The organism is Aquabacterium sp. OR-4 (assembly GCF_025290835.2).
Lineage (GTDB): Bacteria > Pseudomonadota > Gammaproteobacteria > Burkholderiales > Burkholderiaceae_C > Pseudaquabacterium.
Genome location: NZ_JAOCQD020000002.1, coordinates 1,002,739 through 1,023,729 on the forward strand (window position 1 = coordinate 1,002,739; position 20,991 = coordinate 1,023,729).

General features: G+C 71.0%; 19 protein-coding genes. 11 read left to right on the plus strand and 8 right to left on the minus strand.

Features of this window, described 5'->3' with window-relative positions; genetic code table 11:
* The first annotated feature begins 47 nt into the window (after positions 1 to 47).
* The 5 genes from N4G63_RS16745 to lapB all read left to right on the plus strand — a co-directional run bounded on the left by N4G63_RS16745 (position 48) and on the right by lapB (position 6,119).
* Entirely contained in the window at positions 48 to 2,108 is a 2,061-nt protein-coding gene (locus N4G63_RS16745; RefSeq protein ID WP_260786576.1) for a bifunctional 3-phosphoshikimate 1-carboxyvinyltransferase/cytidylate kinase, read from the plus strand.
* Between the two features lie 154 nt (positions 2,109 to 2,262).
* On the plus strand, positions 2,263 to 3,984 hold the full coding sequence (gene rpsA, locus N4G63_RS16750; RefSeq protein ID WP_260786577.1) for a 30S ribosomal protein S1: 1,722 nt from the start codon (positions 2,263 to 2,265) through the stop codon (positions 3,982 to 3,984).
* A 187-nt stretch (positions 3,985 to 4,171) separates the two neighbouring features.
* Positions 4,172 to 4,501, plus strand: a complete 330-nt coding sequence (locus N4G63_RS16755; RefSeq protein WP_260786740.1) for an integration host factor subunit beta — start codon at positions 4,172 to 4,174, stop codon at positions 4,499 to 4,501.
* A gap of 131 nt (positions 4,502 to 4,632) precedes the next feature.
* Entirely contained in the window at positions 4,633 to 4,953 is a 321-nt protein-coding gene (locus N4G63_RS16760; RefSeq protein ID WP_260786578.1) for a LapA family protein, read from the plus strand.
* A gap of 5 nt (positions 4,954 to 4,958) precedes the next feature.
* On the plus strand, positions 4,959 to 6,119 hold the full coding sequence (lapB, locus tag N4G63_RS16765) for a lipopolysaccharide assembly protein LapB (protein ID WP_260786741.1): 1,161 nt from the start codon (positions 4,959 to 4,961) through the stop codon (positions 6,117 to 6,119).
* Between the two features lie 36 nt (positions 6,120 to 6,155).
* Here the strand turns inward: lapB and waaC are convergent, their stop codons facing one another.
* Both waaC and N4G63_RS16775 read right to left on the minus strand, forming a co-directional pair.
* Entirely contained in the window at positions 6,156 to 7,145 is a 990-nt protein-coding gene (gene waaC / locus N4G63_RS16770; protein WP_260786579.1) for a lipopolysaccharide heptosyltransferase I, read from the minus strand.
* A complete protein-coding gene (locus N4G63_RS16775; RefSeq protein WP_260786580.1) occupies positions 7,142 to 7,810 on the minus strand; it encodes a DUF4254 domain-containing protein in 669 nt (222 codons plus the stop codon). Before N4G63_RS16775 ends, waaC begins: the two co-directional genes overlap by 4 nt.
* Positions 7,811 to 7,897: 87 nt before the next feature.
* On the opposite strand from N4G63_RS16775, the gene N4G63_RS16780 reads away from it, so the two are divergent.
* Positions 7,898 to 8,845 (plus strand): glycosyltransferase family 9 protein, encoded by a 948-nt coding sequence (locus N4G63_RS16780; protein WP_260786581.1) that lies wholly within the window; start codon positions 7,898 to 7,900, stop codon positions 8,843 to 8,845.
* 45 nt (positions 8,846 to 8,890) lie between these two features.
* Positions 8,891 to 9,961, plus strand: a complete 1,071-nt coding sequence (locus N4G63_RS16785) for a glycosyltransferase family 4 protein (protein WP_260786582.1) — start codon at positions 8,891 to 8,893, stop codon at positions 9,959 to 9,961.
* On the opposite strand, the gene N4G63_RS16790 is transcribed toward N4G63_RS16785, so the two are convergent.
* Positions 9,900 to 11,186, minus strand: coding sequence for a glycosyltransferase (locus N4G63_RS16790; RefSeq protein ID WP_314599955.1), 1,287 nt, complete (start codon positions 11,184 to 11,186; stop codon positions 9,900 to 9,902). The genes N4G63_RS16785 and N4G63_RS16790 overlap by 62 nt on opposite strands.
* Before the next feature lie 201 nt (positions 11,187 to 11,387).
* Here N4G63_RS16790 and N4G63_RS16795 point away from each other — a divergent pair, with 201 nt between their 5' ends.
* Together N4G63_RS16795 and N4G63_RS16800 are read left to right on the plus strand one after the other, a co-directional pair.
* A complete protein-coding gene (locus tag N4G63_RS16795) occupies positions 11,388 to 12,239 on the plus strand; it encodes a DUF5672 family protein (protein ID WP_260786584.1) in 852 nt (283 codons plus the stop codon).
* Positions 12,232 to 12,672: a ComEA family DNA-binding protein gene (locus N4G63_RS16800; protein ID WP_260786585.1), complete on the plus strand. Its 441-nt coding sequence runs from the start codon at positions 12,232 to 12,234 to the stop codon at positions 12,670 to 12,672. Before N4G63_RS16795 ends, N4G63_RS16800 begins: the two co-directional genes overlap by 8 nt.
* Positions 12,673 to 12,802: 130 nt before the next feature.
* Here N4G63_RS16800 and dnaE read toward each other — a convergent pair whose 3' ends face one another.
* From dnaE to N4G63_RS16820, 4 genes are all read right to left on the minus strand, one after another.
* The gene (gene dnaE, locus N4G63_RS16805; RefSeq protein WP_260786586.1) at positions 12,803 to 16,366 is read right to left on the minus strand and encodes a DNA polymerase III subunit alpha; all 3,564 of its coding nucleotides are present in this window, start codon (positions 16,364 to 16,366) and stop codon (positions 12,803 to 12,805) included.
* Positions 16,367 to 16,453: 87 nt separating this feature from the next.
* Positions 16,454 to 17,161 (minus strand): DUF799 domain-containing protein, encoded by a 708-nt coding sequence (locus tag N4G63_RS16810; RefSeq protein ID WP_260786587.1) that lies wholly within the window; start codon positions 17,159 to 17,161, stop codon positions 16,454 to 16,456.
* Between the two features lie 23 nt (positions 17,162 to 17,184).
* Positions 17,185 to 17,679, minus strand: a complete 495-nt coding sequence (locus tag N4G63_RS16815) for a DUF4810 domain-containing protein (protein ID WP_260786588.1) — start codon at positions 17,677 to 17,679, stop codon at positions 17,185 to 17,187.
* Positions 17,676 to 18,323 (minus strand): CsgG/HfaB family protein, encoded by a 648-nt coding sequence (locus N4G63_RS16820; RefSeq protein WP_260786742.1) that lies wholly within the window; start codon positions 18,321 to 18,323, stop codon positions 17,676 to 17,678. The genes N4G63_RS16815 and N4G63_RS16820 overlap by 4 nt, the downstream gene beginning before the upstream one ends.
* A gap of 219 nt (positions 18,324 to 18,542) precedes the next feature.
* Between N4G63_RS16820 and N4G63_RS16825 the strand changes: the two genes are divergently transcribed.
* Complete coding sequence (locus N4G63_RS16825) at positions 18,543 to 19,298, plus strand: sulfurtransferase (protein ID WP_260786589.1); 756 nt, start codon at positions 18,543 to 18,545, stop codon at positions 19,296 to 19,298.
* On the plus strand, positions 19,298 to 20,245 hold the full coding sequence (locus tag N4G63_RS16830; RefSeq protein ID WP_260786590.1) for an alpha/beta fold hydrolase: 948 nt from the start codon (positions 19,298 to 19,300) through the stop codon (positions 20,243 to 20,245). The genes N4G63_RS16825 and N4G63_RS16830 overlap by 1 nt, the downstream gene beginning before the upstream one ends.
* A gap of 24 nt (positions 20,246 to 20,269) precedes the next feature.
* Here N4G63_RS16830 and N4G63_RS16835 read toward each other — a convergent pair whose 3' ends face one another.
* Entirely contained in the window at positions 20,270 to 20,986 is a 717-nt protein-coding gene (locus N4G63_RS16835) for a DUF599 domain-containing protein (protein ID WP_260786591.1), read from the minus strand.
* Positions 20,987 to 20,991: the final 5 nt, after the last annotated feature.

Below are 20,991 nucleotides of genomic sequence, written 5' to 3' on the forward strand. Positions count from 1 at the left end.
CGGTGCCACGCTGCGCCGTGCCGCACGCGCCGTAGCCGCCCTTCGCCATGTTTGACCTCCCCCACCTCGATCTGCCGCCGCTGCGCGGTGCCGCCGGCACGGTGCGCCTGCCCGGCTCGAAGAGCATCTCCAACCGCGTGCTGCTGCTGGCCGGCCTGAGCCAGGGCACCACGCTCGTGCGCGAGCTGCTGGCCAGCGACGACACGCGGGTGATGCGCGATGCGCTGCGCACGCTGGGCTGCCGGCTCGAAGACCGGGCCGACGGCGCGCTGGCCATCACCGGCCTGGGTGGCCGCCTGCAGGTGCACGAGGCGGCGCTGTTCCTGGGCAATGCCGGCACGGCCATGCGGCCGCTGGCCGCGGCACTGGCGGTGCTGGCCGCACTGCAGGGCGGGGCCTTCACGCTGTCGGGCGTGGCGCGCATGCACGAGCGGCCCATCGGCGACCTGGTGGATGCGCTGGTGGCGCTGGGCTGCGGGGTCAGCTACCTCGGCACACCCGGCTATCCGCCGCTCAGGCTGCACGGCCAGGCCGGGGGCGCCCTGCAAACCGGGCGCGAGATCCCGGTGCGAGGCGATGTCTCGAGCCAGTTCCTCACCGCGCTGCTGCTGGCGCTGCCGCTGGCGTCCGATGCCGGCGCCATCACCATCGCGGTCAGCGGCGAGCTGATCAGCAAGCCCTATGTCGAGATCACGCTGAACCTGCTGGCGCGCTTCGGCATCGCGGTGCAGCGCGAGGGCTGGCAGCGTTTCACCATCCCGGCCGGCAGCCGCTACCGCACGCCCGGCGAGATCCATGTCGAGGCCGATGCCTCGTCGGCCTCGTACTTCGTCGCGCTGGGGGCCATTGCGGCCACCGACCAGCCGCTGGTCATCGAAGGCGTGGGCCTGGACTCGATCCAGGGCGACATCCGCTTCATCGAGGCCGCCCAGGCCATGGGCGCCCAGGTGCAGGGCGAGCCCGGCCGCCTGCTGGTGCGCCGCGGCGCCTGGCCGCTGCGCGCCATCACGCTCGACTGCAACCACATCCCCGATGCCGCGATGACGCTGGCGGTGATGGCCCTGTATGCCGAAGGCAGCACCCGCCTGACCAACATCGCCAGCTGGCGCGTCAAGGAGACCGACCGCATCGCCGCCATGGCCGCCGAGCTGCGCAAGCTGGGCGCCAGCGTGGTGGAGGAGCCCGACGCGATCACCGTCACGCCGCCCACCGCCGGCGCCTGGCGGCCGGCCGCCATCCACACCTACGACGACCACCGCATCGCGATGTGTTTCTCGCTGGCCGCCTTCCACCCGCTGGCCGGTGACGGCACGCGGGCGGCGCCGATGCCGGTGCGCATCCTCGACCCGAAGTGCGTGGCCAAGACCTTCCCCGAGTACTTCGAGGCGCTGTTCTCGGTGGCGCAGGCGCGCACCGACGAGATCCCGGTGATCACCATCGACGGCCCCACCGCCTCGGGCAAGGGCACGCTGGCCGCCGAGGTGGCCGCGCGCCTGGGCTGGCACCAGCTCGATTCGGGCCTGCTGTACCGCGCCACCGCGCTGGCCGCGCAACGCCAGGGCGTGGCCGCCGACGACGAAGCCGCCGTGGCCGCCGTGGCCGCCGCGCTGAAGCTGCGCTTCGACGGCGAGCGCGTGCTGCTCACCAGCCCCGACGGCCACGCCACCGATGTGGCGGCCGCACTGCGCCAGGAGCAGGTGGGCTCGATGGCCTCGCGCATTGCCGCGCTGCCCGCAGTGCGCGCCGCGCTCGAGGCGTTGCAGCTCGGTTTTCGCGCCCTGCCCGGCCTGGTGGCCGACGGCCGCGACATGGGCACAGTGATTTTTCCAGCCGCGCCGCTGAAGCTGTTTCTCACCGCCAGCGCCGCGATGCGCGCCGAGCGGCGGCATAAGCAATTGATTTCCAAGGGAATTTCTGCCACACTCGCCGACCTTCGCGCCGACCTCGAGGCGCGTGACGAGCGGGACAGAAGCCGCACCGTCGCGCCGCTCAAGCCAGCCGAAGACGCGCTGCTGCTCGACAACTCGGGCCTGTCGATCGAAACCTCGGTTGATCGGGTGCTGAGCTGGTGGGACGCACGCGGGCCGTTTGCCACAGGTCAAGCCTAGGCAAGCCGCGTTACCCCGGTCTGCCGCGCGCCCCTGCCGCACCGCAAGGTGCACCGCGCCGGCAGTGTGTTCAATCCACCGCAGCCTGCGCTGCATTCAACCCCGCCGGCATTCCTCACGCACTTGGTTTCCGCCGGCACCAAGGAACTCCCGCATGTCCCAATCCCTGGACCAGATCCCCGACAGCCCGTTTGCCATCGACAGCTTTGCTGCGCTGTTTGAAGAGTCGCTCAAGAAAAGCGACATGCGCGCCGGCGAGGTCATCTCCGCCGAAGTGGTGCGCATCGACTACAACTACGTTGTCGTCAACGCCGGCCTCAAGAGCGAGGCCTACATTCCCATCGAGGAATTCAAGAACGATCAAGGCGAAGTCGAGACGCAAGTCGGCGACTTCGTCTCGGTGGCCATCGACGCCATCGAAAACGGCTACGGCGACACCATCCTGTCGCGCGACAAGGCCAAGCGCCTGGCCTCGTGGCTGAGCCTCGAGAACGCGCTCGACAGCGGTGAGTTCGTCAACGGCACGGTCTCGGGCAAGGTCAAGGGCGGTCTCACGGTCCTGGTCAACGGCATTCGCGCGTTCCTGCCGGGCTCGCTGATCGATACGCGTCCGGTCAAGGACCTGACGCCGTACGAAGGCAAGACCATGGAGTTCAAGGTCATCAAGCTCGACCGCAAGCGCAACAACGTTGTGCTGAGCCGTCGCGCGGTGATCGAGGCCAGCATGGGCGAAGAGCGCGCCAAGCTGCTCGAGACCCTGACCGAAGGCGCCATCGTGCACGGCGTGGTCAAGAACATCACCGAATACGGTGCGTTCGTCGACCTGGGCGGCATCGACGGCCTGCTGCACATCACCGACATGGCCTGGCGCCGCGTGCGTCACCCGAGCGAAGTGGTGACCGTGGGTCAAGAGCTGTCGGCCAAGGTGCTGAAGTTCGACGCCGAGAAGAACCGCGTCTCGCTGGGCATCAAGCAGCTGGGTGACGACCCCTGGCTGGGCGTGTCGCGCCGCTACCCGTCGGGCACCCGCCTGTTCGGCAAGGTCACGAACATCGCCGACTACGGCGCGTTCGTCGAGATCGAACCCGGCATCGAAGGCCTGGTGCACGTCTCCGAAATGGACTGGACCAACAAGAACGTGGCCCCGTCCAAGGTGGTCTCGCTGGGCGACGAAGTCGAAGTCATGGTCCTCGAGATCGACGAAGACAAGCGCCGCATCAGCCTGGGCATGAAGCAGTGCAAGGCCAACCCCTGGGAAGAGTTCTCGGGCACCGTGCACCGCGGCGACAAGGTCAAGGGCCCGATCAAGTCGATCACCGACTTCGGCGTGTTCGTGGGCCTGGCTTCGGGCATCGACGGCCTGGTGCACCTGTCCGACCTGTCCTGGCACGAGCCGGGCGAGCAGGCCGTGCGCAACTACAAGAAGGGCCAGGAAGTCGAAGCCATCGTGCTGGCCATCGATGTGGAGCGCGAGCGCATCAGCCTGGGCATCAAGCAGCTCGACGGCGACCCGTTTGCCAACTACACCTCGGTCAATGACCGCGGTGCCCTGGTCAACGGCAAGGTCAAGACCGTCGACCCGCGCGGCGCCGAGATCCAGCTGAACGACGACGTCACCGGCTACCTGCGCGCCTCTGAAATCAGCCGCGACCGCGTGGAAGACGCGCGCAACGTGCTGAAGGAAGGCGACGAGGTCTCGGTGATGATCATCAACGTCGACCGCAAGGCGCGTTCGATCCAGCTGTCGATCAAGGCCAAGGACGCTGCCGACCAGCAAGAGCAGATGCAGCGCCTGTCGCAGAGCAACGAGCGCGAGAACGCCGGCACCACCAGCCTGGGCGCGCTGCTGCGCGCCAAGATGCAAGACCGCGAGTAAGTGGAGCCCGCCGCCGTCTGGCGGCGGCCCCCCGAGGGGGCAACCCAAGCCGACCGGGCAACCCGGATCGGCTTGGGCCCTTCCGAAATGACCGCGCTCCCCTGACCGCCCTTTGGGCGGTCTGTCCCCTCCGGGGTTTGCTGCGATCACGGTTGCTGGCTTCTTCTCCTGCTGTACCCCGCTTTTCATGACCCGCAGTGACCTCGTGAACAAGCTGGCCGAACGTTTCGGTCAGCTCACCCAGCGCGACACCGAGTTCGCGGTCAAGACCATCCTGGATGCGATGAGCGACGCCCTGGCGCGTGGCCACCGCATCGAGATCCGTGGTTTTGGCAGCTTCTCGATCAACCGTCGGCCGCCGCGGCTCGGGCGCAACCCGCGCAGCGGCGAGAAGGTCACCATCCCTGAAAAGCTGGTGCCGCACTTCAAGCCGGGCAAGGCCCTGCGCGAAGCGGTCGATCTGCAACAACCGGTCACCGACGACGAATCACCGGTGCGGCAACCCGCACTCGACTGAAGCGGCCGGCACGCTCGTGCCAAGCCCAGACGGGGCCCTGCGGGGCCCCGTTGTTCTTTGGGCGCCGTGCGTCAAAGGCTGTGGCTTTTTCGCTGCGGGCCCCTGGGGCCCTCCGTAGAATCGGCGCTGCAATGCGACTGGCCGTCTGGCTCCTGCGAGCCTTCATCTTCTTCACCCTGTTCGCCTTCGCGCTCAACAACGAGCAGGAGGTGACGGTGCGCTGGTTCTTCGGTTACCAGTGGCGTGCGCCGCTGGTCATCGTGGTGCTGGTGGCGCTCACCGCCGGTGCCGCGCTGGGCGTGCTGGCCATGGTGCCGGCCTGGTGGCGGCACCGCCGCGTGGCCCGCCGCCACGCCCCGCCGCCACCGCCACCGCCGCGCAAGGCCAGTGATCCGCCCACCGTGGCGCCCTCGGAGTTCGGCCCCGAGCATCCGCCACGCGAAGGCCTGTGAGCACGATGGAGCTGGACGCCCAAAGCCTGCTGTTTGCGCTGCTGATCGCGCTGCCCGCTGCCTTTGCCATTGGCTGGGTGGCCTCGCGCATGGATCTGCGGCAGTGGAAGCGCACCGACCGCGAGGCGCCCAAGGCCTATTTCAAGGGCCTGAACCTGCTGCTCAACGAACAGCCCGACAAGGCCATCGACGCCTTCATCGAGGCCGTGCAGCACGACCCCGACACCAGCGAGCTGCATTTCGCGCTGGGCAACCTGTTTCGCCGCCGCGGTGAGTTCGAGCGCGCCGTGCGGGTGCACGAGCATCTGCTGCAGCGCGCCGACCTGAGCCAGGGCGACCGCGAACGCGCGCAATACGCGCTGGCCCATGATTTCATGAAGGCCGGCCTGTTTGACCGCGCCGAGGCCGCCTTTGCCGCGCTGGAGGGCACGCCCTTCGAGACCGAGGCGCGGCTGGCCCGGCTGAGCCTGCACGAGCGCTCGCGCGACTGGGCCGGCGCCGCCGAGGTGGCCGGACGGCTCGAGAAGACCGGCGCCGGCTCGTTTGCGACACGCATCGCCCACTACCTGTGCGAGCAGGCCACCGAGGCCGACGCGCGCGGTGACGGCAGCAGCGCCGAAACGCTGCTGCTGCAGGCCCAGGCCGCGGCACCGCAGTCGGCGCGGCCCTGGGTGCAGCGCGCCGAGCGGCTGGCACGGGCCGGCCACGCCGATGCGGCGCTGGCCGTCTACCAGACCCTGGCCCAGCGCAACCCCGATGCCTTTGCCCGCGTGGCCGGCGATGCCGTGGCCTGTGCCCAGGCTGCCGGCCAGTTGCCGGCGCTGCGCGACACGCTGAACCGCCTGTTCGAGCAGCAGCCGGGCATCGACCTGCTGCGCGCCCTGGCCCGCGCCGATGGCCACGCACCCGGCGCATCGCCGCGCCTGCCGGCCCTGCTGCGCGAACAGCCCAGCCTGACGGCCGCCATCGACCTGCTCGACCAAGCGGCCGCGCTGTGGCCCGAACAGGCGCAGGCCACCGTGCGCGAGGCCGTGGCACGCGCCGCACGGCCGCTGCAGCGCTACCGCTGCGCGGCCTGCGGCTTCGAGAGCCAGCGCCACTTCTGGCAATGCCCGGGCTGCCTGGGCTGGGACACCTTCCCGCCGCAGCGCATCGAGGAGCTTTGAGCCCCTCGCCGGCCCCGCCCGGACGCCCCCGCGGCGTCAGCGCGGCCCGAGGTGCTTGTCCAGCTGCGCCATCACCTCGTCCAGCGAGGGCACCTGGCCCTTGCCGCCGAAGCTGGCCACCGGCCCCGGGCCGGTGATGCCGGCCAGGCCGGGCTCGTGGTCGCAGTAGATGCCGATGGTGGGCGCACCGAAGGCCGCCGCCAGGTGGCTGAAGCCGGTGTCCAGGCCCACGATCTGGCGCGCGCGCGACAGCACCGCCGCCATCTGCGCCACGCTGAGAAACGGCGGCACGATGCCCTCGCACGCCGCGGCGATGCGCTCGGCGCGCTGGCGCTCCTCGTCGCTGCCCCACACCACCACCGGCGTCAGCCGGGCACGGCGCAGGCGCTGGCCCAGCGCGATCCAGTGCGCCTCGGGCCACAGCTTCTCGGGCCGGCTGGCGCAGGGGATCAGGGCCGCGGCCAGCGCCGGCGGCTGCCAGTCGCCGGCCGCAAAGGCTGGCGCCACGATGCCGAAATCAGGCCGCGCCTCGGGCCACTGCTCGGGCAGCTGGTAGCCCAGCAGGCCCGACACCAGCGCCCGGCAGCGCGCCACCGCATGCGCCTCGCGCGAGACCCGCACCATGCGCCGGTAGGCCAGCGCGGCCAGCGGCTCGCGGATGCTGTCGCGGTCAAAACCGGCCAGCGGGCCGCGCGCCTGGGCGCCCCACAGCACGCTCTTGAGCAGGCCCTGCAGGTCGATCACCAGGTCGTACTCGTCGCGCCGCAGGTCGGCCCGGGCCTGGGCGATGGCGGCACGCGTGGGCGCGGCCAGCAGGCTCTTGCGCCATTTGCGCCAGGCGATCGGGATCACCCGCCGCACCGCCGGATGCAGGGCCGGAATGGCCGCGAACGGCGCCTCGACCAGCCAGTCGATGCCGATGCCGGGCCGGTAGTGGCGGATGTCGCTGATGGCCGGCAGCGCATGCACCACGTCGCCCATCGACGTGGTCTTGACGATCAGGACACGGCCGCTGCTGAGGTTCAAGCTTTGGCCTTCGCTTCCTTCACCAGCTCGGGGTTGAAGCGCGGATCGTTGTACATCTTGAACTGGCGGTAGACCTTGAAGTAGGCCCGCCCGGCCTGCGCATCGGCGATCAAGGCCTCCAGGCAGGCGCCCAGATCGGCACGCTGCTGCTGCAGCCGCGCCAGCTTCACGCGGCTGGCGGCGCGGTGGTCTTCGTCGACATCGCTGCGCTCGGTCTGCGCGCGCATGGCATGCACCTTCAGCGCCATGATGCTCATGCGGTCGATGATGCTGCCGGCAGTCTCGCTGTTCAGGCGCGCGCCGGCCGGCACCGTGGACACCGGCGCGTCGGTGCGCGCCGAGGCCGCATCCACCAGGCCCAGCGCGGTGAGCAGGATCTCGTCGACGCGCTCGGTGGCGTCGTTGCGGGCCTGGTTGAAGCCGTCGATGGCGCGCTTGTTGGCGGCAATGTCGGCGGCGCCCACGGTGGTGCGGCGCGCCAGGTCTTCCTCGGCCCACAGCCGGCTGTTGAAGCAGTGGTTGGCCTGCACCCAGTGCCACAGGCCGTCGTCGGCGGCGGCCAGCGCCTGGGCGGGCCAGCCGGCGCTGGCCAGCAGGCGGTCGTGCAGGGCAATCACGTCGGCGGCGGCCGGCAGGGCCGGCTGGGGCGGCAGGGTGTTGGACATGGCGAATGGCAGAATGCAAAAACGCGATTATCGGACGGCCGCGGGCCGGGCCGACGCGCCCTCTCCCCGCCTGACACCCTGCCCTGCATGCCCCCTCGTCCGCTGATCGTCCGCCTGCGCAACTGGGTGGGTGACGTGATCCTCGGCGTGCCGGCCCTGCAGCTGCTGCAGGCCCATGGCTACCAGCCGGTGCTGGTGGGCAAGGGCTGGGCCCGGCCGCTGCTGGCCGGCCAGGGCTGGCCCACCCATGGCCGCCCGGGCAAGCTGGGCGAGCGGGTGGCCCAGCTGCGCGCCTTGCGCACCGAGGCCCGCGCGCTCGACCCCGGCTTTGACCGCCGCGACAACGCACTGGTGCTGCCCACCTCGTTCTCGGGCGCGCTCGAGATGCGCCTGGCCGGCCTGCGGGCCGTGGGCTATGCGCAAGAGGCCCGTGGCCTGCTGCTCCGGCGCGCCGAGCCCATCACCTATGGCGGCCATGCGCTCACCAGCTACTGGGAGCTGGCCTGCCGCTTTCTGCGCATCGAGCAGGCGGCGCCGGCCCGCATCGGCCTGGCCACCGCGCCGGCCGACCAGGCGGCCGCCGACGCCCTGCTGGCCGCGCGCGGCATCCGTCCCGGCTTCATCGTCATCTGCCCCTTTGCCGGCGGCCTGTTCGAGAAGCAGGACAAGACCTGGCCGGCCTTTGCCGACTACACCCGCGCACTGCATGCGGCGCTGGCCGGCACACGCGACATCGTGGCCTGCCCGGGCCCGGGCGAAGAAGCCATCCTGGCCCAGCACCCCGGCGTGCTGAGCCTCGAAGGCGTGAAGCTGGGCGTCTACGGCGGCCTGCTGCGCCGCGCCGGCCTGGTGGTGAGCAACGACACCGGCCCGGCCCACCTGGCCGCCGCGGTGGACGCGCCGGTGCTCAGCGTGCTGGGCCCCACCAAACCCGAGCAGTGGGCACCCTGGGGGCCCACGGTGCGGGTCTTGCGCCACTGGCCGCGCTGGCCCACGGTGGACGAAGCCCTGCAACAAACCCTGCCACTGCCATGACCCCGCACCGCACCGCCCCTGGCCTGGCACCGCCAGGCGGCCACCATGGCTGAGCTGCGCCACATCGGCCTGTGCCTGGGCCGGCTGGAAACCTGGCACGACGGCCTGGGCGAGGTGTCGCGCCGCCTGGGCGAGTACCTGGCCGCCCAGGCGCCGGCGCTGCGTGAAGAAGGCATCGCCCTTCACGTGCGCCTGCCGCAGGCGCTGCACGGCTGCTTTGGCGACGGGCTGCACTACATCCCCACCCACACCTGGCAGCGCCTGCCGCACTGGGGCGCGCAGCGTTTCGACCTGTGGCACACCATCCACCAGCACATCCGGCTGCGCGCGCCGATCGGCACGCGCCAGCGCCTGCTGACGGTGCACGACCTGAACTTCGTCTACTCGAAGGCGCCGCGCAAGGTGCCGAAGTACCTGCGCAAGCTCACCCGCCTGTGCCAGCGCCAGACCGCGCTGGTGGCCATCACCCGGCATGTGGCCGACGACATGCAGCGCCATCTGGCCCTGGGCCTCGGCCTGGCGCCGCAGGTGATCCACAACGGCGTCAGCGATCTCAGCAGCGCGCCGCGCGAGCCGCTGCCCGACGCGCCGCGCCCGGGCTACCTGCTGCACCTGAGCCGCATGGCCGCGTCCAAGAACGTCAAGGCCCTGCTCGAGCTGGCCAGCGCCATGCCCGGGCAGGCCTTCGTGTTTGCCGGGCCGCGCTCGGTGGATTCGGAGCAGCTGCGCGGCGAGATCCAGCGCCGGGGCCTGGGCCATGTGCAGCTGATCGAGAACGTCAGCGAGGCGCAGAAGGCCTGGCTGTTCGCGCACTGCCGCGGCTTCCTGTTTCCGTCGCTGACCGAGGGCTTCGGCCTGCCGCCGCTGGAGGCCATGCAGTTCGGCAAGCCGGTGTTCCTGTCGCGCCTGACCTCGCTGCCCGAGGTGGGCGGTGCGGTGGCCTACTACTTCGACCGCTTCGACGGCCCGGCGATGCGCACCGTGGTGCAGGACGGCCTGGCCGACTTTGACCAGCCCGGCCGCGTCGACGCCGTGCTGGCCCACGCCCGCAGCTTCAGCTGGGCGCGCTGCGGGCAGGCGTATCTGGCGCTGTATCGGCAGCTGCTGGCGCGTTAGCGGCCACGGCCACGGCCGCCGGCGCTGTCGGCGGTTCGCCCAGCATGGCCTGCACGGCGGCACGCACCCGCGCGCCCACCACCGGCCATTGAAAGCGCGCCGCCACGGTACGTGGCCCGGCCTCTGACAGGCGGGTGTACAGCGCCGCATCGGCCAGCAGCCGGCGCAGTGCCGCCGCAAAGTCATCGCGCGGCAGCACCTGGATGCCGCTGCCGTCCAGCGGCTCGAAGCCGCGCGCACCCAGTGGCGTGGCCAGCACCGGCAGGCCGTACTGCAGGTAGTCGAACAGCTTCATGTTGATGCCGGAGCCCAAACGCACCGGGTTCAGCGCAACGTCGGCCGCCGCCAGCTCGGCATCGAGCGCGTCCACCGGCCCCACCGCCTCGACGCCGGCGGCCAGCGGCCCCAGCGCATGCGCGCAGCTGCCAACGATGCGAAAACGCCAGCCCGGCAGGGCCGGTGCCAGGTGGCCGGCGATCCAGCGCGCCGCCTCGTCGTTGGGCGGGTGGCTGGAGCCGACGAACAAGGCCACCGGCGCGGCCCCGGGCACCCGGCCGCCACCGCACCGGGCTTTCGCCGCGGCCGCTGCAGCAGCCGTGGGTGCCGTGGTGCAGCCCTTGCTGCCCACCACAAAGCGGTCCATCGCCAGACCGGCGGCGGCCAGCTGCTGCGCGTCGGCCGCGGTGCAGCACAGCACCAGCTCGGCGTGGCGCACGATGTCGGCCTCGGCCGCCTGCACCCGGCGCACCAGGCGATCGGCCAGCCAGCCGGCGCGACAGCTGCCGCGCTTGAGCACGGCCTCGACGTTGTGGGCGTCGTAGACCAGCCTCACGCGGCGCCGCTGCATCAGCTGCGCCACCGCCGGCCACAGCCAGGGGTGGGCCAGCACCAGCACATCACCGTCGGCGCAAAGCGACTCAAGGCGCCGCGCCAGCGCGTGGTTGTGGCCGCAGCACAGCAGTGCGGCCAGGTCGCCATCGGCGCGGCCCAGCCACGGCGCCAGCCAGCGCGCCAGGCGCCGCTGCCGCCAGGCGATGGGCACGGCGCAGCCGAGCAGGTACTGACCGTCGTGCTGCAGCGCCTGCAGGCCGGCGGCGTGGCGCTCGGTCCACAGCAGCGTGGTGGGCCACTGCCGCGCCAGCTCCAGCGCCAGCCCCAGCACGGCCTGCTGACCGCCAAAACGCGCGGGCAGCACCGGAAAGTGGTTGACGACCAGAACACGCATCGGGCAACGCGGCCAGCGGCAGACGCCACCGCAACGGCAGGGCGCACAGCACGCCACGTGAACCATTGTGAACGCCGGCCAGGCGCACGGCATGACAGCCCCCACATGCCGCCCCCAGGAGTGGGTGGAGGCCTGCGCCCCCTCCAAGCGCGGGCCATCGCTCAGACTGCGCTCATTTCTTGTCGACAATGGGGCCTGACCATGAGCGCCACCGCCCCCCGCCTGCAACTGCCCGAAGTGACCCTGGTGTGCGTGGACATGGGCCTGCCGGCGGCCAGCCTGGCCGCGTTGCAACATTGCATGCGCCTGGCCGACTTTGGCGAGGTGCTGCTGTTCACCGACCCCACGCAAGTGCAGGATGCGCCGCGCGAGGTGCACCTGCGCGGCCTGCAGCTGACCGACGCGCGCAGCCATGCCGAGTTCATGCTCGAGGAGCTGGCGCCGCACGTCTACACCAGCCATGCACTGATCGTGCGGCACGACGCCTTTGTGCGCGACGTGGCGCAGTGGAACCCCGACTTCCTGCTCTACGACTACATCGGCGCGCCGATGCGTGGCGTGCCGGCCGCCTGCTCGGTGGGGCATGGGGCGTTTTCGCTGCGTTCACGGCGGCTGCTGGCGGCGCTGCGCAAGGCCGGCGTGGCGGCCGATCATGCCGACGACCTGGCGATCTGCCAGACCCATCGCCGCCACCTGGAGCTGGTGCACGACATCCGCTTTGCGCCGCCCGAGATGGCGCTGCGCTTCTCGCAGGCCTGGCCCGCCGAAAGCATGGCGAGCTTCGGCTTCCAGGGCCTGCAGCATCTGCCGCAGGTGCTGCCGGCCAAGGCCTTGCGGGCCCTGGTGGCCCAGCTGCCCGATGCCCTGCTGCAGGGGGCCGATGGCCTGGCGCTGTGCGCGGCCATGGTCAGGGCCGGACAGCTCGACGGCGCGGCCGATATCCTGGCCGCGCGGGGCCGCGATGGCCGTCGCGATCTGCGTTCCCTGGCCGTGCGCGCACAGCTCGCGGTGGCACGTTGGCACCATCGGCGACAATCGGCGTTCCATGCCTGAACGCGAACCCACCCGAAGCCGCGCCAGCGGTGCCTCCATCGACCTGGCCACCCCCACCCGAGCACGCCGTCCGCGCCGTGCCGCAGCGCCGCCCGAAACCGCCGAACCGTCCGATCTGCCCGTGGCCGCCAATGCGCGCACCGTGTGGCGCGGCGACATGGCGGTCTGGCTGGATGCGCTGTGCGCGTCGGTCAAGCCGCTCGAAATCAACAACGCAACGCTCGAGGCCTTGCTGGCCTGCGAGGGCCTGGCCGGCGGCCTGGCCGAGCGCGTGGTGTCTGCGCGCAGCACCACGCCCTTCACCGACTGGTCTGACCTGATGCGGCGCGTGCGCGGCATCGGTGCACGCCTGGCGCGCCGCCTGTCCGAATCGGGCGCCACGGTCAACGGCGTGCACTACGCCGGCGCCCCCACGCGACCGTCGGTGTCCTGACCCAGCAGGGCGCTTGAGCGCACGTTGTGCGCCCCTCATGCGTCCTCATGCGCCCATCGGTGTGCCCCGGCAACGGGCGCACACCCGCAATCCAAAAGGGCCCGCCTTGCGCGGGCCCTTCTTCATCCGGTCAGGCCTCGTAGACGATGGCCGCGCGGCCTTCACCGGCCAGCGCACGCACCCGCGCCAGCGCCTCGTCGCAGGGCCAGATGCGGGCCGCGTCGCCCAGCTCCAGCTCGGCCTCGGCGCCGGGCCGCCGGAGCTTCAGACGCAGCATCAGGCCCTGGGTGATCTCGCCCTGCTCGGTGCTTTCGCGCCGCGCCGGCCAGGTGGTCACCAGTTCGTCCAGCAGGCGCGGGTCGCGCTCGGCGGCGCTGCCGTCGAGCGTGAGGCTCAGCCAGCGGCCAAAACGCGCGCGCGCCGCGGCCAGGCCCCACACCGCCTGCACATTGCAGCGCAGGCCGCCGCCATTGAAGCGGTCGGTCTGCACCCGGCCCTGGATCAGCAGCAGTTCGTCGTCCTTCAGCAGGTCTTTCGCGCTCTCGATCAGGGCCTCGTTGGCCACGCACTCGATGCTCTCGGTCTTGTCGTCGAGCTTGAAGATGGCCACGCGGCCGCGCTGGCCGTTGATGAAGCGCAGGTCGCTGACGATGCCGGCCACCAGCTGCGGATCGCGGCTGTCCACCAGGTCGGCCACCTGGCGCTTGCAGAAGCGCCGCACCTCGGGCTCGCACTCGTCGAACAGGTGGCCCGAGAGGTAGAAGCCGATGGCCGTCTTCTCGTGCGACAGGCGCTCGCGCACGCCCCAGGGCGCGGCGGCCACCAGCGGCGGCTCCTGCGCATGCGAGCCGTGGCTGTCGTCGTCGAACAGGCCGCCCTGCGAGGCATTGGCCACCTGGGCCTCGGCAAATTCAAAACCCAGGCCCACGCTGGCCAGCAGGCGCGAGCGGCCGCGGTCGGTGTCGGCGCAGGCGGGGTCGCGCTCGATGCTGATGAGATCGAAGGCGCCGGCCTTGATCAGCGCCTCGACCACCCGCTTGTTGACGCGCTTGCGGTCGACGCGGGCGCAGAAGTCGAAGAAGCTGAGGAAGGGGCCGCCCTCGCTGCGTGCCTCGACCAGCGCCTCGATCGCGCCCTGGCCGGTGCCCTTGATGCCGCCCAGCGCATAACGAACCCGCTTGTTGTCCACCGGCTCGAAGCGCCAGGTGCCGGTGTTGACATCGGGCGCATCGAAGGCGATGTTGAAGAGCTTGGCATCGTTGAGCAACACCTTGAGCTTGTCGGTGTCGTCCATCTCGATGGTCATGTTCGCGGCGTAGAACTCGGCCGTGAAATGCACCTTCAGCCAGGCCGTGTGGTACGCCAGCAGCGAGTAGGCGGCGGCGTGGCTCTTGTTGAAGCCATAGCCGGCAAACTTCTCCATCAGGTCGAACACCTCGTCGGCCTTCTCGGCCGGGATGTCCTTCTTGGCCGCGCCCTCGCGGAAGATCTGGCGATGCTGCGCCATCTCCTCGGCCTTCTTCTTGCCCATCGCGCGGCGCAAGAGGTCGGCGCCGCCGAGGCTGTAGCCGCCCAGGATCTGGGCGCTCTGCATCACCTGCTCCTGGTAGACCATGATGCCGTAGGTCTCACCCAGCACCTGGCCCAGCAGCGGGTGCGGGTACTCCACCACCTCCTTGCCGTGCTTGCGCGCCACGAAGCTGGGGATCAGGTCCATCGGGCCCGGGCGGTACAGCGCGTTCAGCGCGATCAGGTCTTCCAGCCGGCTGGGCCGCGCCTCGCGCAGCATCTTCTGCATGCCGGTCGATTCGAACTGGAACACCGACTCGGTGAGGCCTTCGGAGAACAGCTTGTAGACACGCGGGTCATCGAGCGGCAGGGTCTCGAAGCTGAAGTCCTTTTGCGCCGGATGGCGGCGCACGATGAAGTCCTTGGCCAGCTCCAGGATCGTGAGCGTGGCCAGGCCCAGAAAGTCGAACTTGACCAGGCCGATGGCTTCGACGTCGTCCTTGTCGTACTGGCTCACCGCCGAGTCGCTGCCGGGCTGCTGGTACAGCGGGCAGAAGTCGGTGATCTTGCCCGGCGCGATCAGCACGCCACCGGCATGCATGCCGATGTTGCGCACCATGCCTTCCACGCGCATGGCCAGCTTCAGCAGCTCGGCCACCTCTTCGTCGGTCTTCTCGCGCTCGCCCAGCTCGGGCGCCTCGTGGCGCGCGTAGATGGTGGGGTCCTTGTCGGGGTTGTAGCCCTCGGGCACCGGGGCCAGCGTCACGCTCTTGCCCGGCGGCGCCGGGATCAGCTTGGCGATGCTGTCCACATGGCCGAAGCCCATGCCCAGCACACGGCCGATGTCGCGCAGCGCGGCCTTGGCGGCCATGGTGCCGAAGGTGGCGATCTGGCTGACGGCCTGGCGGCCGTACTTGTCCTTCACATAGTCGATCACCCGGTCGCGGTTGCCCTGGCAGAAGTCGATGTCGAAGTCGGGCATCGACACGCGCTCGGGGTTCAGGAAGCGCTCGAACAGCAGGTTGTAGTGCAGCGGGTCCAGGTCGGTGATCTTCATCGCATAGGCCACCAGCGAGCCCGCGCCCGAGCCCCGGCCGGGGCCCACCGGGCAGCCGTTGGCCTTGGCCCACAGGATGAAGTCCGACACGATGAGGAAGTAGCCCGGGAAGCCCATCTTCAGGATGGTGCCGATCTCGAACTCCAGCCGCTCGACGTAGCGCGGGCGCTCGGCATCGCGCTTGGCGGCATCGGGAAACAGCTGCCGCAGCCGGTCTTCGAGACCCTCGAAGCTGGCCTGGCGGAAGTAGTCGCCCATCGGCATCGGCGTGCCGTCGGCCATGAGCGGCGTCGGAAAGTCGGGCAGGTAGAACTTGCCCATCTGCAGCGTCAGGCTGCAGCGCTGCGCGATCTGCAGCGTATTGGCCAGCGCCACCGGCAGGTCGGCCCACAGCGCGGCCATCTCGGCCTGGGTCTTGAAGTACTGCTCGCGGGTGAAGCGCTTGATGCGCTTGGGGTTGGCCAGCGTCTCGCCGTCGGCCACGCACACCCGCGCCTCGTGGGCCTCGAAGTCTTCCGGCGCCGCAAACTGCACCGGGTGGGTGGCCACCACCGGCAGCCCCAGCTCGGCCGCCAGCGGCACGGCGGCGCGCACATGGGCCTCGTGGTTGGGCAGGCCGCCGCGCTGCAGCTCGAGGTAGAAGCGGCCCGGAAACAGCCCGGCCAGGCGCCGCGCCTGGTTTCGCGCGCGCTCCACATCGCCGGCCAGCAGGGCCATGCCCACGGCGCCCAGGTCGGCACCCGACAGCGCGATCATCCCGCCGCCCAGCTCGGCCAGCCACTCCCACTTGACCCAGGCCTGGGCGCGCTGGGCATTGAGCACCCAGCTGCGGCCCAGCAGCTCGCTCAGGTTGAGGTAGCCCTGGCGGCTTTGCACCAGCAGCAGCAGGCGGCTGGGGAGCTTGTCGGTGCCCTCGGGCTCGAGGAAGACATCGGCGCCGATGATCGGCTGCACGCCCTTGCCACGGCAGGCCTTGTAGAACTTGATCGCGCCGAACAGGTTGCTGAGGTCGGTGATGGCCAGCGCCGGCTGGCCATCGGCCTTGGCCAGCGCGGCGGCGTCATCGACGCGCAGCGTGCCGTCGACAACGGAATATTCGGAGTGGGTGCGCAGGTGGACGAAGGGCATGCGGCATTGTAGGAAGCCCCCCGCCCTTTGAGCCGCCCTGACGCAGCCCGGGGCCGGCCCGGGCACGGTCCGGGCAGCCCACGCGCGTTACCGGGCCGCCGTGGCCGCCGGGTCGGGCCGGCGCGGGCCGGGCAGGACGCCGTTGGGCATCGGCACCCCCAGCAGGCGCTGGTTGGCGATGGCCGCATAGCCGAAGCTGGCGTCGGTGACGGTGTTGAGCACCTGCTCGACCACCGCCTTCACCAGCAGGCCCACCAGGCCGCCCTGGTTGCTGTTGCTCTGCTCGGCCGACGAAGCGGTGGCCGCGCCCTGCCAGATCTGCACACCGCTGCGCAGGTCGACGATGCGGCCTTCCACCGTGACGCGGGTTTCGCTGCCCACCACCTGGTAGCGCGTGCCGTACTGCTTGACGCGCAGGTAGACCGCGGCGTCGGCACCGAAGATCTGGCGCAGCCGGGCGGTCGACACCTCCTGGATGTCGGCCGGCGTGCTGAGGCCGTTCTCGCGGAAGGTGTCGTGCACCAGCGCGGCCGGCAGCACGTAGTAGCCGGCCTCGGCCAGCGGCGCGGTGGCGGTGGCCAGCACGCCGTTGCTGGCCTTCACGTCGGACGAGTCGTTGATCGGCGGCAGCACCAGCAGCGAGGCCGGGCGGCTCTGGCGGTAGGCGGTGTAGTCGAACGGGGCCTTGGGCGTGGCGCAGGCGCCCAGCAGGGCCGGCAGCACGGCCAGCGCCAGGCGCTGGGCCCAGCGCGGCAGGCGGCAGCCCAAACCGCGGGGGCCGAAAGTCGGGGTCATCGGGGGTGTCCTTGTACGGGGGTTCAGGGCGCCTTGGCTGCGGAGGCGGCCGTGGCCGGCAGCGCCGGCTTGGCCGCCGGGCTGGCTGAACCGGGTGCAGCGGGTGCAGCGGCCGGGCGCTGGTCGAGCCGGGCGAGCAGAAAGTCCATGAAGGGCGCCGCCTCGGCAAAGGCCGCCTTCTCGGCCTGCAGCTGGCGCCGCGCCTCGTCGGGGTTGCCCAGGTGCAGCTGCAGCAGGCCCACATGGGCGCGAAAGCCGGGCGGCAGCGCTGCCTGCTGGGCGCGGGCCTTCTCGGCCTGCGCCTGCAGGATGCCGAGCTGCTCGGCCGCGGTGCTGGTGTCGCTGTTCAGGTAGGCATACACCTGCCGCTCGTAGCCACCCCAGTGGTACATCGGCTTGGCCGGCTGCGCACAGCCACCCAGCCAGAGCACCGGCACCAGTGCCGCCAGCGCCGCCAGCGCCGCCAGCGCCCTCGCACCGGCCCGGCCCGGCCGTGCGCCTGACGTGCGGCCGCTCAAGGCTTGGCCCCCGACGGCGCCACCGACCACTGGCCGGCCTCGAGCCCGCTGACCAGGGCGTTGACCGCCTCGCGCATGGCCAGGTCGAGCACCTTGCCGTTGAGCGTGGCGTCATAGCCGGCCGTGCCGCCAAAGCCCACCACCTCGCGGCTGGACAGCTCGTACTCGCCGGCGCCACGGGCCGAATACACCACCTCGGAGGTGAGCGTGTTGACGATGTTGAGCGTGACCTTGGCATAGGCCACCTGGCTCTTGCCGCGGCCCAGCAGGCCGAACAGCTGCTGGTCGCCCACCTCCTTGCGGCCGAACTCGGTGACATCGCCGGTGACCACGAACTCGGCCCCCTTGATGCCCTGGGCCTTGGCCTGGAACTGCGCCTCCTGGCGCGTTTCGGCCAGGTTCTCGCGGTCGAGCACGCTGAAGCGCTGCGACTGCTGCAGGTGCGACACCAGCGTGGTCTTGGCCTGGCTGCCCAGACGGTCGACGCCGTCGGAGAAGACACCGCGGCCGAAGCTCGAGCGGTTGTCGAACTTGCCCACCGAGACCGGCACACGCGCGCCGCGGTAGGGCGTGGAGGCCGACTCGACCTTTTGCACGGCCACGGTGCGCGAGGTTTCGGTGGCGCAGCCGGCCAGGGCCAGCATCAGCGCCAGCGCGCCCAGGCGCAACGGGTTCTGGGCCAGCGGGGCCTTGGGCAGCAGATTCCTGGGCTGCGGGTTGGTGGTTTGCATCATGGTGTCGACTCCCTGTTCATGGATGGCCTGCCCGGCCAACAGGCCAGGTGAGCGACAAGTCTAACCAGCGCCACCGGCCCCTCGCGAGGCGTGCTGGCGGGCCGCGGCGAGCTTTCTAGAATGGGCGCCATGGCCGCCATCCTGAACATCAGCAGCTACCGCTTCGTGCCCCTGGACGACCTGCCGGCGCTGCGCGACGCGCTGCACCAGCGCGCCCAGGCGCTGCAACTCACCGGCACCGTGCTGCTGGCCGAAGAAGGCATCAACCTGTTCCTGGCCGGCAGCGCCGACGGCGTGAACGCCTGGCTGGCGGCACTGCGCGCCGACGCACGCTTTGCCGGGCTCGAGGCCAAGCAGAGCTGGAGCGAGGCCCCGCCCTTCAAGCGCCTGAAGGTGAAGATCAAGCGCGAGATCATCCGCATGAACCACCCGGCCGTGCGCCCGGCAGCCGGGCGCGCCCCGGCCGTGGCCCCCGAGGTGCTGGCGCGCTGGCTCGGGCAGGGCCATGACGACGCCGGCCGCCCGGTGCGCATGCTCGACACCCGCAATGCCTTCGAGGTGGACGACGGCGCCTTCGACAACGCCATCGACTGGCGCATCGACAAGTTCAGCGAGTTTCCGGCGGCCCTGGCCGCGCACCGCGCCGAGCTGGAAGGCGCCACCATCGTGAGCTACTGCACCGGCGGCATCCGCTGCGAAAAGGCGGCCATCGTGATGCAGGAGATGGGCCTGAGCCACAGCTACCAGCTCGAGGGCGGCATCCTGAAGTACTTCGAGGCCACCGCGGGCCAGGCGCCGGGCTGGCATGGCCGCTGTTTCGTGTTCGACGAACGCCTGGGGCTCGACCCGGCGCTGCACCCCGCCAGCGCGGCGGCCGGCGCGTGATGGGCGCCCTGCTGCTGCGCCTGTTCGGCCTGTTGCTGCTGCTGAGCGCGCTGGCGCTGCCGCTGGTGCGCGCCCCCGACCGCCCGGTGGACACCCTGGTGGCCCGCTGGGCACCGCCGCCCTCGCAGTTTCTCGATCTGGGCGGCCAGCTGGTGCACTTCCGCGACGAGGGCCCGCGCCAGGATCCGGTGCCGCTGCTGCTGCTGCACGGCACCTCGGCCAGCCTGCACACCTGGGACGGCTGGGTGCGCGCGCTGCGCGGCACGCGCCGCGTGATCAGCCTCGACCTGCCGGCCTTCGGCCTGACCGGGCCCTTCGACGGGCCCTATGCCGGCCGGCCCTACACCGGCGAGCAGTACGCGCGCTTCGTGCTCGACGTGCTCGACCAGCTCAAGCTGCCGCGCGTGAGCATTGCCGGCAACTCGCTGGGCGGCGAGGTGGCCTGGCGCATCGCCGCCAGCGCGCCGCAGCGGGTGGAGCGGCTGATCCTGGTGGATGCCGCCGGCTACCAGCGCAACGTGGCGCAGATTCCGCTGGGCTGGCGCATCGCCCGCGTGCCGGTGCTGGGCCGGGTGGCCGAGCATGTGCTGCCGCAATCGTTCATCCGCGAAGGCCTGAGCCTGGTGATGGGCGACCCGGCGCACGTCACCGAGGCCATGGTCGAGCGCTACCACGAGCTGACGCTGCGCGAGGGCAATCGCGCCGCGCTGATCGAGCGCGCGCGGCAATGGACGCCCGACGAAGGCGTGGCCCAGGTGCGTGGCGTGACCCAGCCCACGCTGGTGCTGTGGGGCGGCCGCGACCGCCTGATTCCGCCGGCCACGGCGCAGCGCTTTGCCGCCGACATCCCCGGCGCGCAAGTGCAGGTGTTCGACGACCTGGGCCACATCCCGCACGAGGAAGACCCGGCGCGCACCGTGGCGGTGGTGCAGGCGTTTCTGAAGTAGCGCGGCCGGCCGGGCGGCCGCAGCTCAGTCCAGGCCGGCCCGCAGCGCGTGCAGCACCTCGCTGTGGAACTCGCGCCGGTACAGCACCCACAGCACGAAGACCGTGGCGCCGATGAAGGCCCAGGCCGAGACGAACCAGGCCACCACCGCAAACGACAGGTAGTAGGCGCGCAGCCCGTCGTTGAAGGTCTCGGCCGCCAGGCCCATCACGCGGCCGGCGCGGTCGGCAAACAGCTCGCGCTCGGCATCGTTGGCGTAGCGCCTGACATCGGGCGCGGCGCCCACCATCACCACGCCAAAGCTGTACTGGCGGATGCTCCAGGTGAAGCGGAAAAACGCGAACACGAAGATCGCCGCCAGCGTGGCCAGCTTCAGGTCGAACACCAGGGCCGAGGTGCGCGCGGCAAAGGGCAGCTCCTGCACCAGCTCGGTGGCCTTCTCGGTGGAGGCCAGCGCCGCCAGCAGGCCGCCGATGATCAGGATGCTGGTGGAGGCAAAAAACGACGGGCTGGCCGACAGGCTTTGCGCCACCGCCGAATCGACGATGCGGTTCTCGCGCCAGGTGACCTGCAGCATCCAGCGCCGCCGCCAGCGGTTGGTGGTGGCCAGGATCGACGGCCGCACCTCGGCGCGGCGCTTGGCCCACAGCGCATAGCCCACCCAGCCGGCAAAAAACAGCGCCAGTGCCAGCCAGTCCAGCGCAGGCAGCAGTTCAAAAGGTTTGGCCAGCAGCAGATTCATGGGGG

Coding starts and splice junctions, on each gene's coding strand:
- N4G63_RS16745 (WP_260786576.1), top strand. CDS start 48: ATGTTTGACCTCCCCCACCTCGATCTGCCGCCGCTGCGCGGTGCCGCC.
- rpsA (WP_260786577.1), top strand. CDS start 2,263: ATGTCCCAATCCCTGGACCAGATCCCCGACAGCCCGTTTGCCATCGAC.
- N4G63_RS16755 (WP_260786740.1), top strand. CDS start 4,172: ATGACCCGCAGTGACCTCGTGAACAAGCTGGCCGAACGTTTCGGTCAG.
- N4G63_RS16760 (WP_260786578.1), top strand. CDS start 4,633: ATGCGACTGGCCGTCTGGCTCCTGCGAGCCTTCATCTTCTTCACCCTG.
- lapB (WP_260786741.1), top strand. CDS start 4,959: ATGGAGCTGGACGCCCAAAGCCTGCTGTTTGCGCTGCTGATCGCGCTG.
- N4G63_RS16775 (WP_260786580.1), bottom strand. CDS start 7,810: ATGTCCAACACCCTGCCGCCCCAGCCGGCCCTGCCGGCCGCCGCCGAC.
- N4G63_RS16780 (WP_260786581.1), top strand. CDS start 7,898: ATGCCCCCTCGTCCGCTGATCGTCCGCCTGCGCAACTGGGTGGGTGAC.
- N4G63_RS16785 (WP_260786582.1), top strand. CDS start 8,891: ATGGCTGAGCTGCGCCACATCGGCCTGTGCCTGGGCCGGCTGGAAACC.
- N4G63_RS16790 (WP_314599955.1), bottom strand. CDS start 11,186: ATGCGTGTTCTGGTCGTCAACCACTTTCCGGTGCTGCCCGCGCGTTTT.
- N4G63_RS16795 (WP_260786584.1), top strand. CDS start 11,388: ATGAGCGCCACCGCCCCCCGCCTGCAACTGCCCGAAGTGACCCTGGTG.
- N4G63_RS16800 (WP_260786585.1), top strand. CDS start 12,232: ATGCCTGAACGCGAACCCACCCGAAGCCGCGCCAGCGGTGCCTCCATC.
- dnaE (WP_260786586.1), bottom strand. CDS start 16,366: ATGCCCTTCGTCCACCTGCGCACCCACTCCGAATATTCCGTTGTCGAC.
- N4G63_RS16810 (WP_260786587.1), bottom strand. CDS start 17,161: ATGACCCCGACTTTCGGCCCCCGCGGTTTGGGCTGCCGCCTGCCGCGC.
- N4G63_RS16820 (WP_260786742.1), bottom strand. CDS start 18,323: ATGCTGGCCCTGGCCGGCTGCGCCACCGAAACCTCGCGCACCGTGGCC.
- N4G63_RS16825 (WP_260786589.1), top strand. CDS start 18,543: ATGGCCGCCATCCTGAACATCAGCAGCTACCGCTTCGTGCCCCTGGAC.
- N4G63_RS16830 (WP_260786590.1), top strand. CDS start 19,298: ATGGGCGCCCTGCTGCTGCGCCTGTTCGGCCTGTTGCTGCTGCTGAGC.
- N4G63_RS16835 (WP_260786591.1), bottom strand. CDS start 20,986: ATGAATCTGCTGCTGGCCAAACCTTTTGAACTGCTGCCTGCGCTGGAC.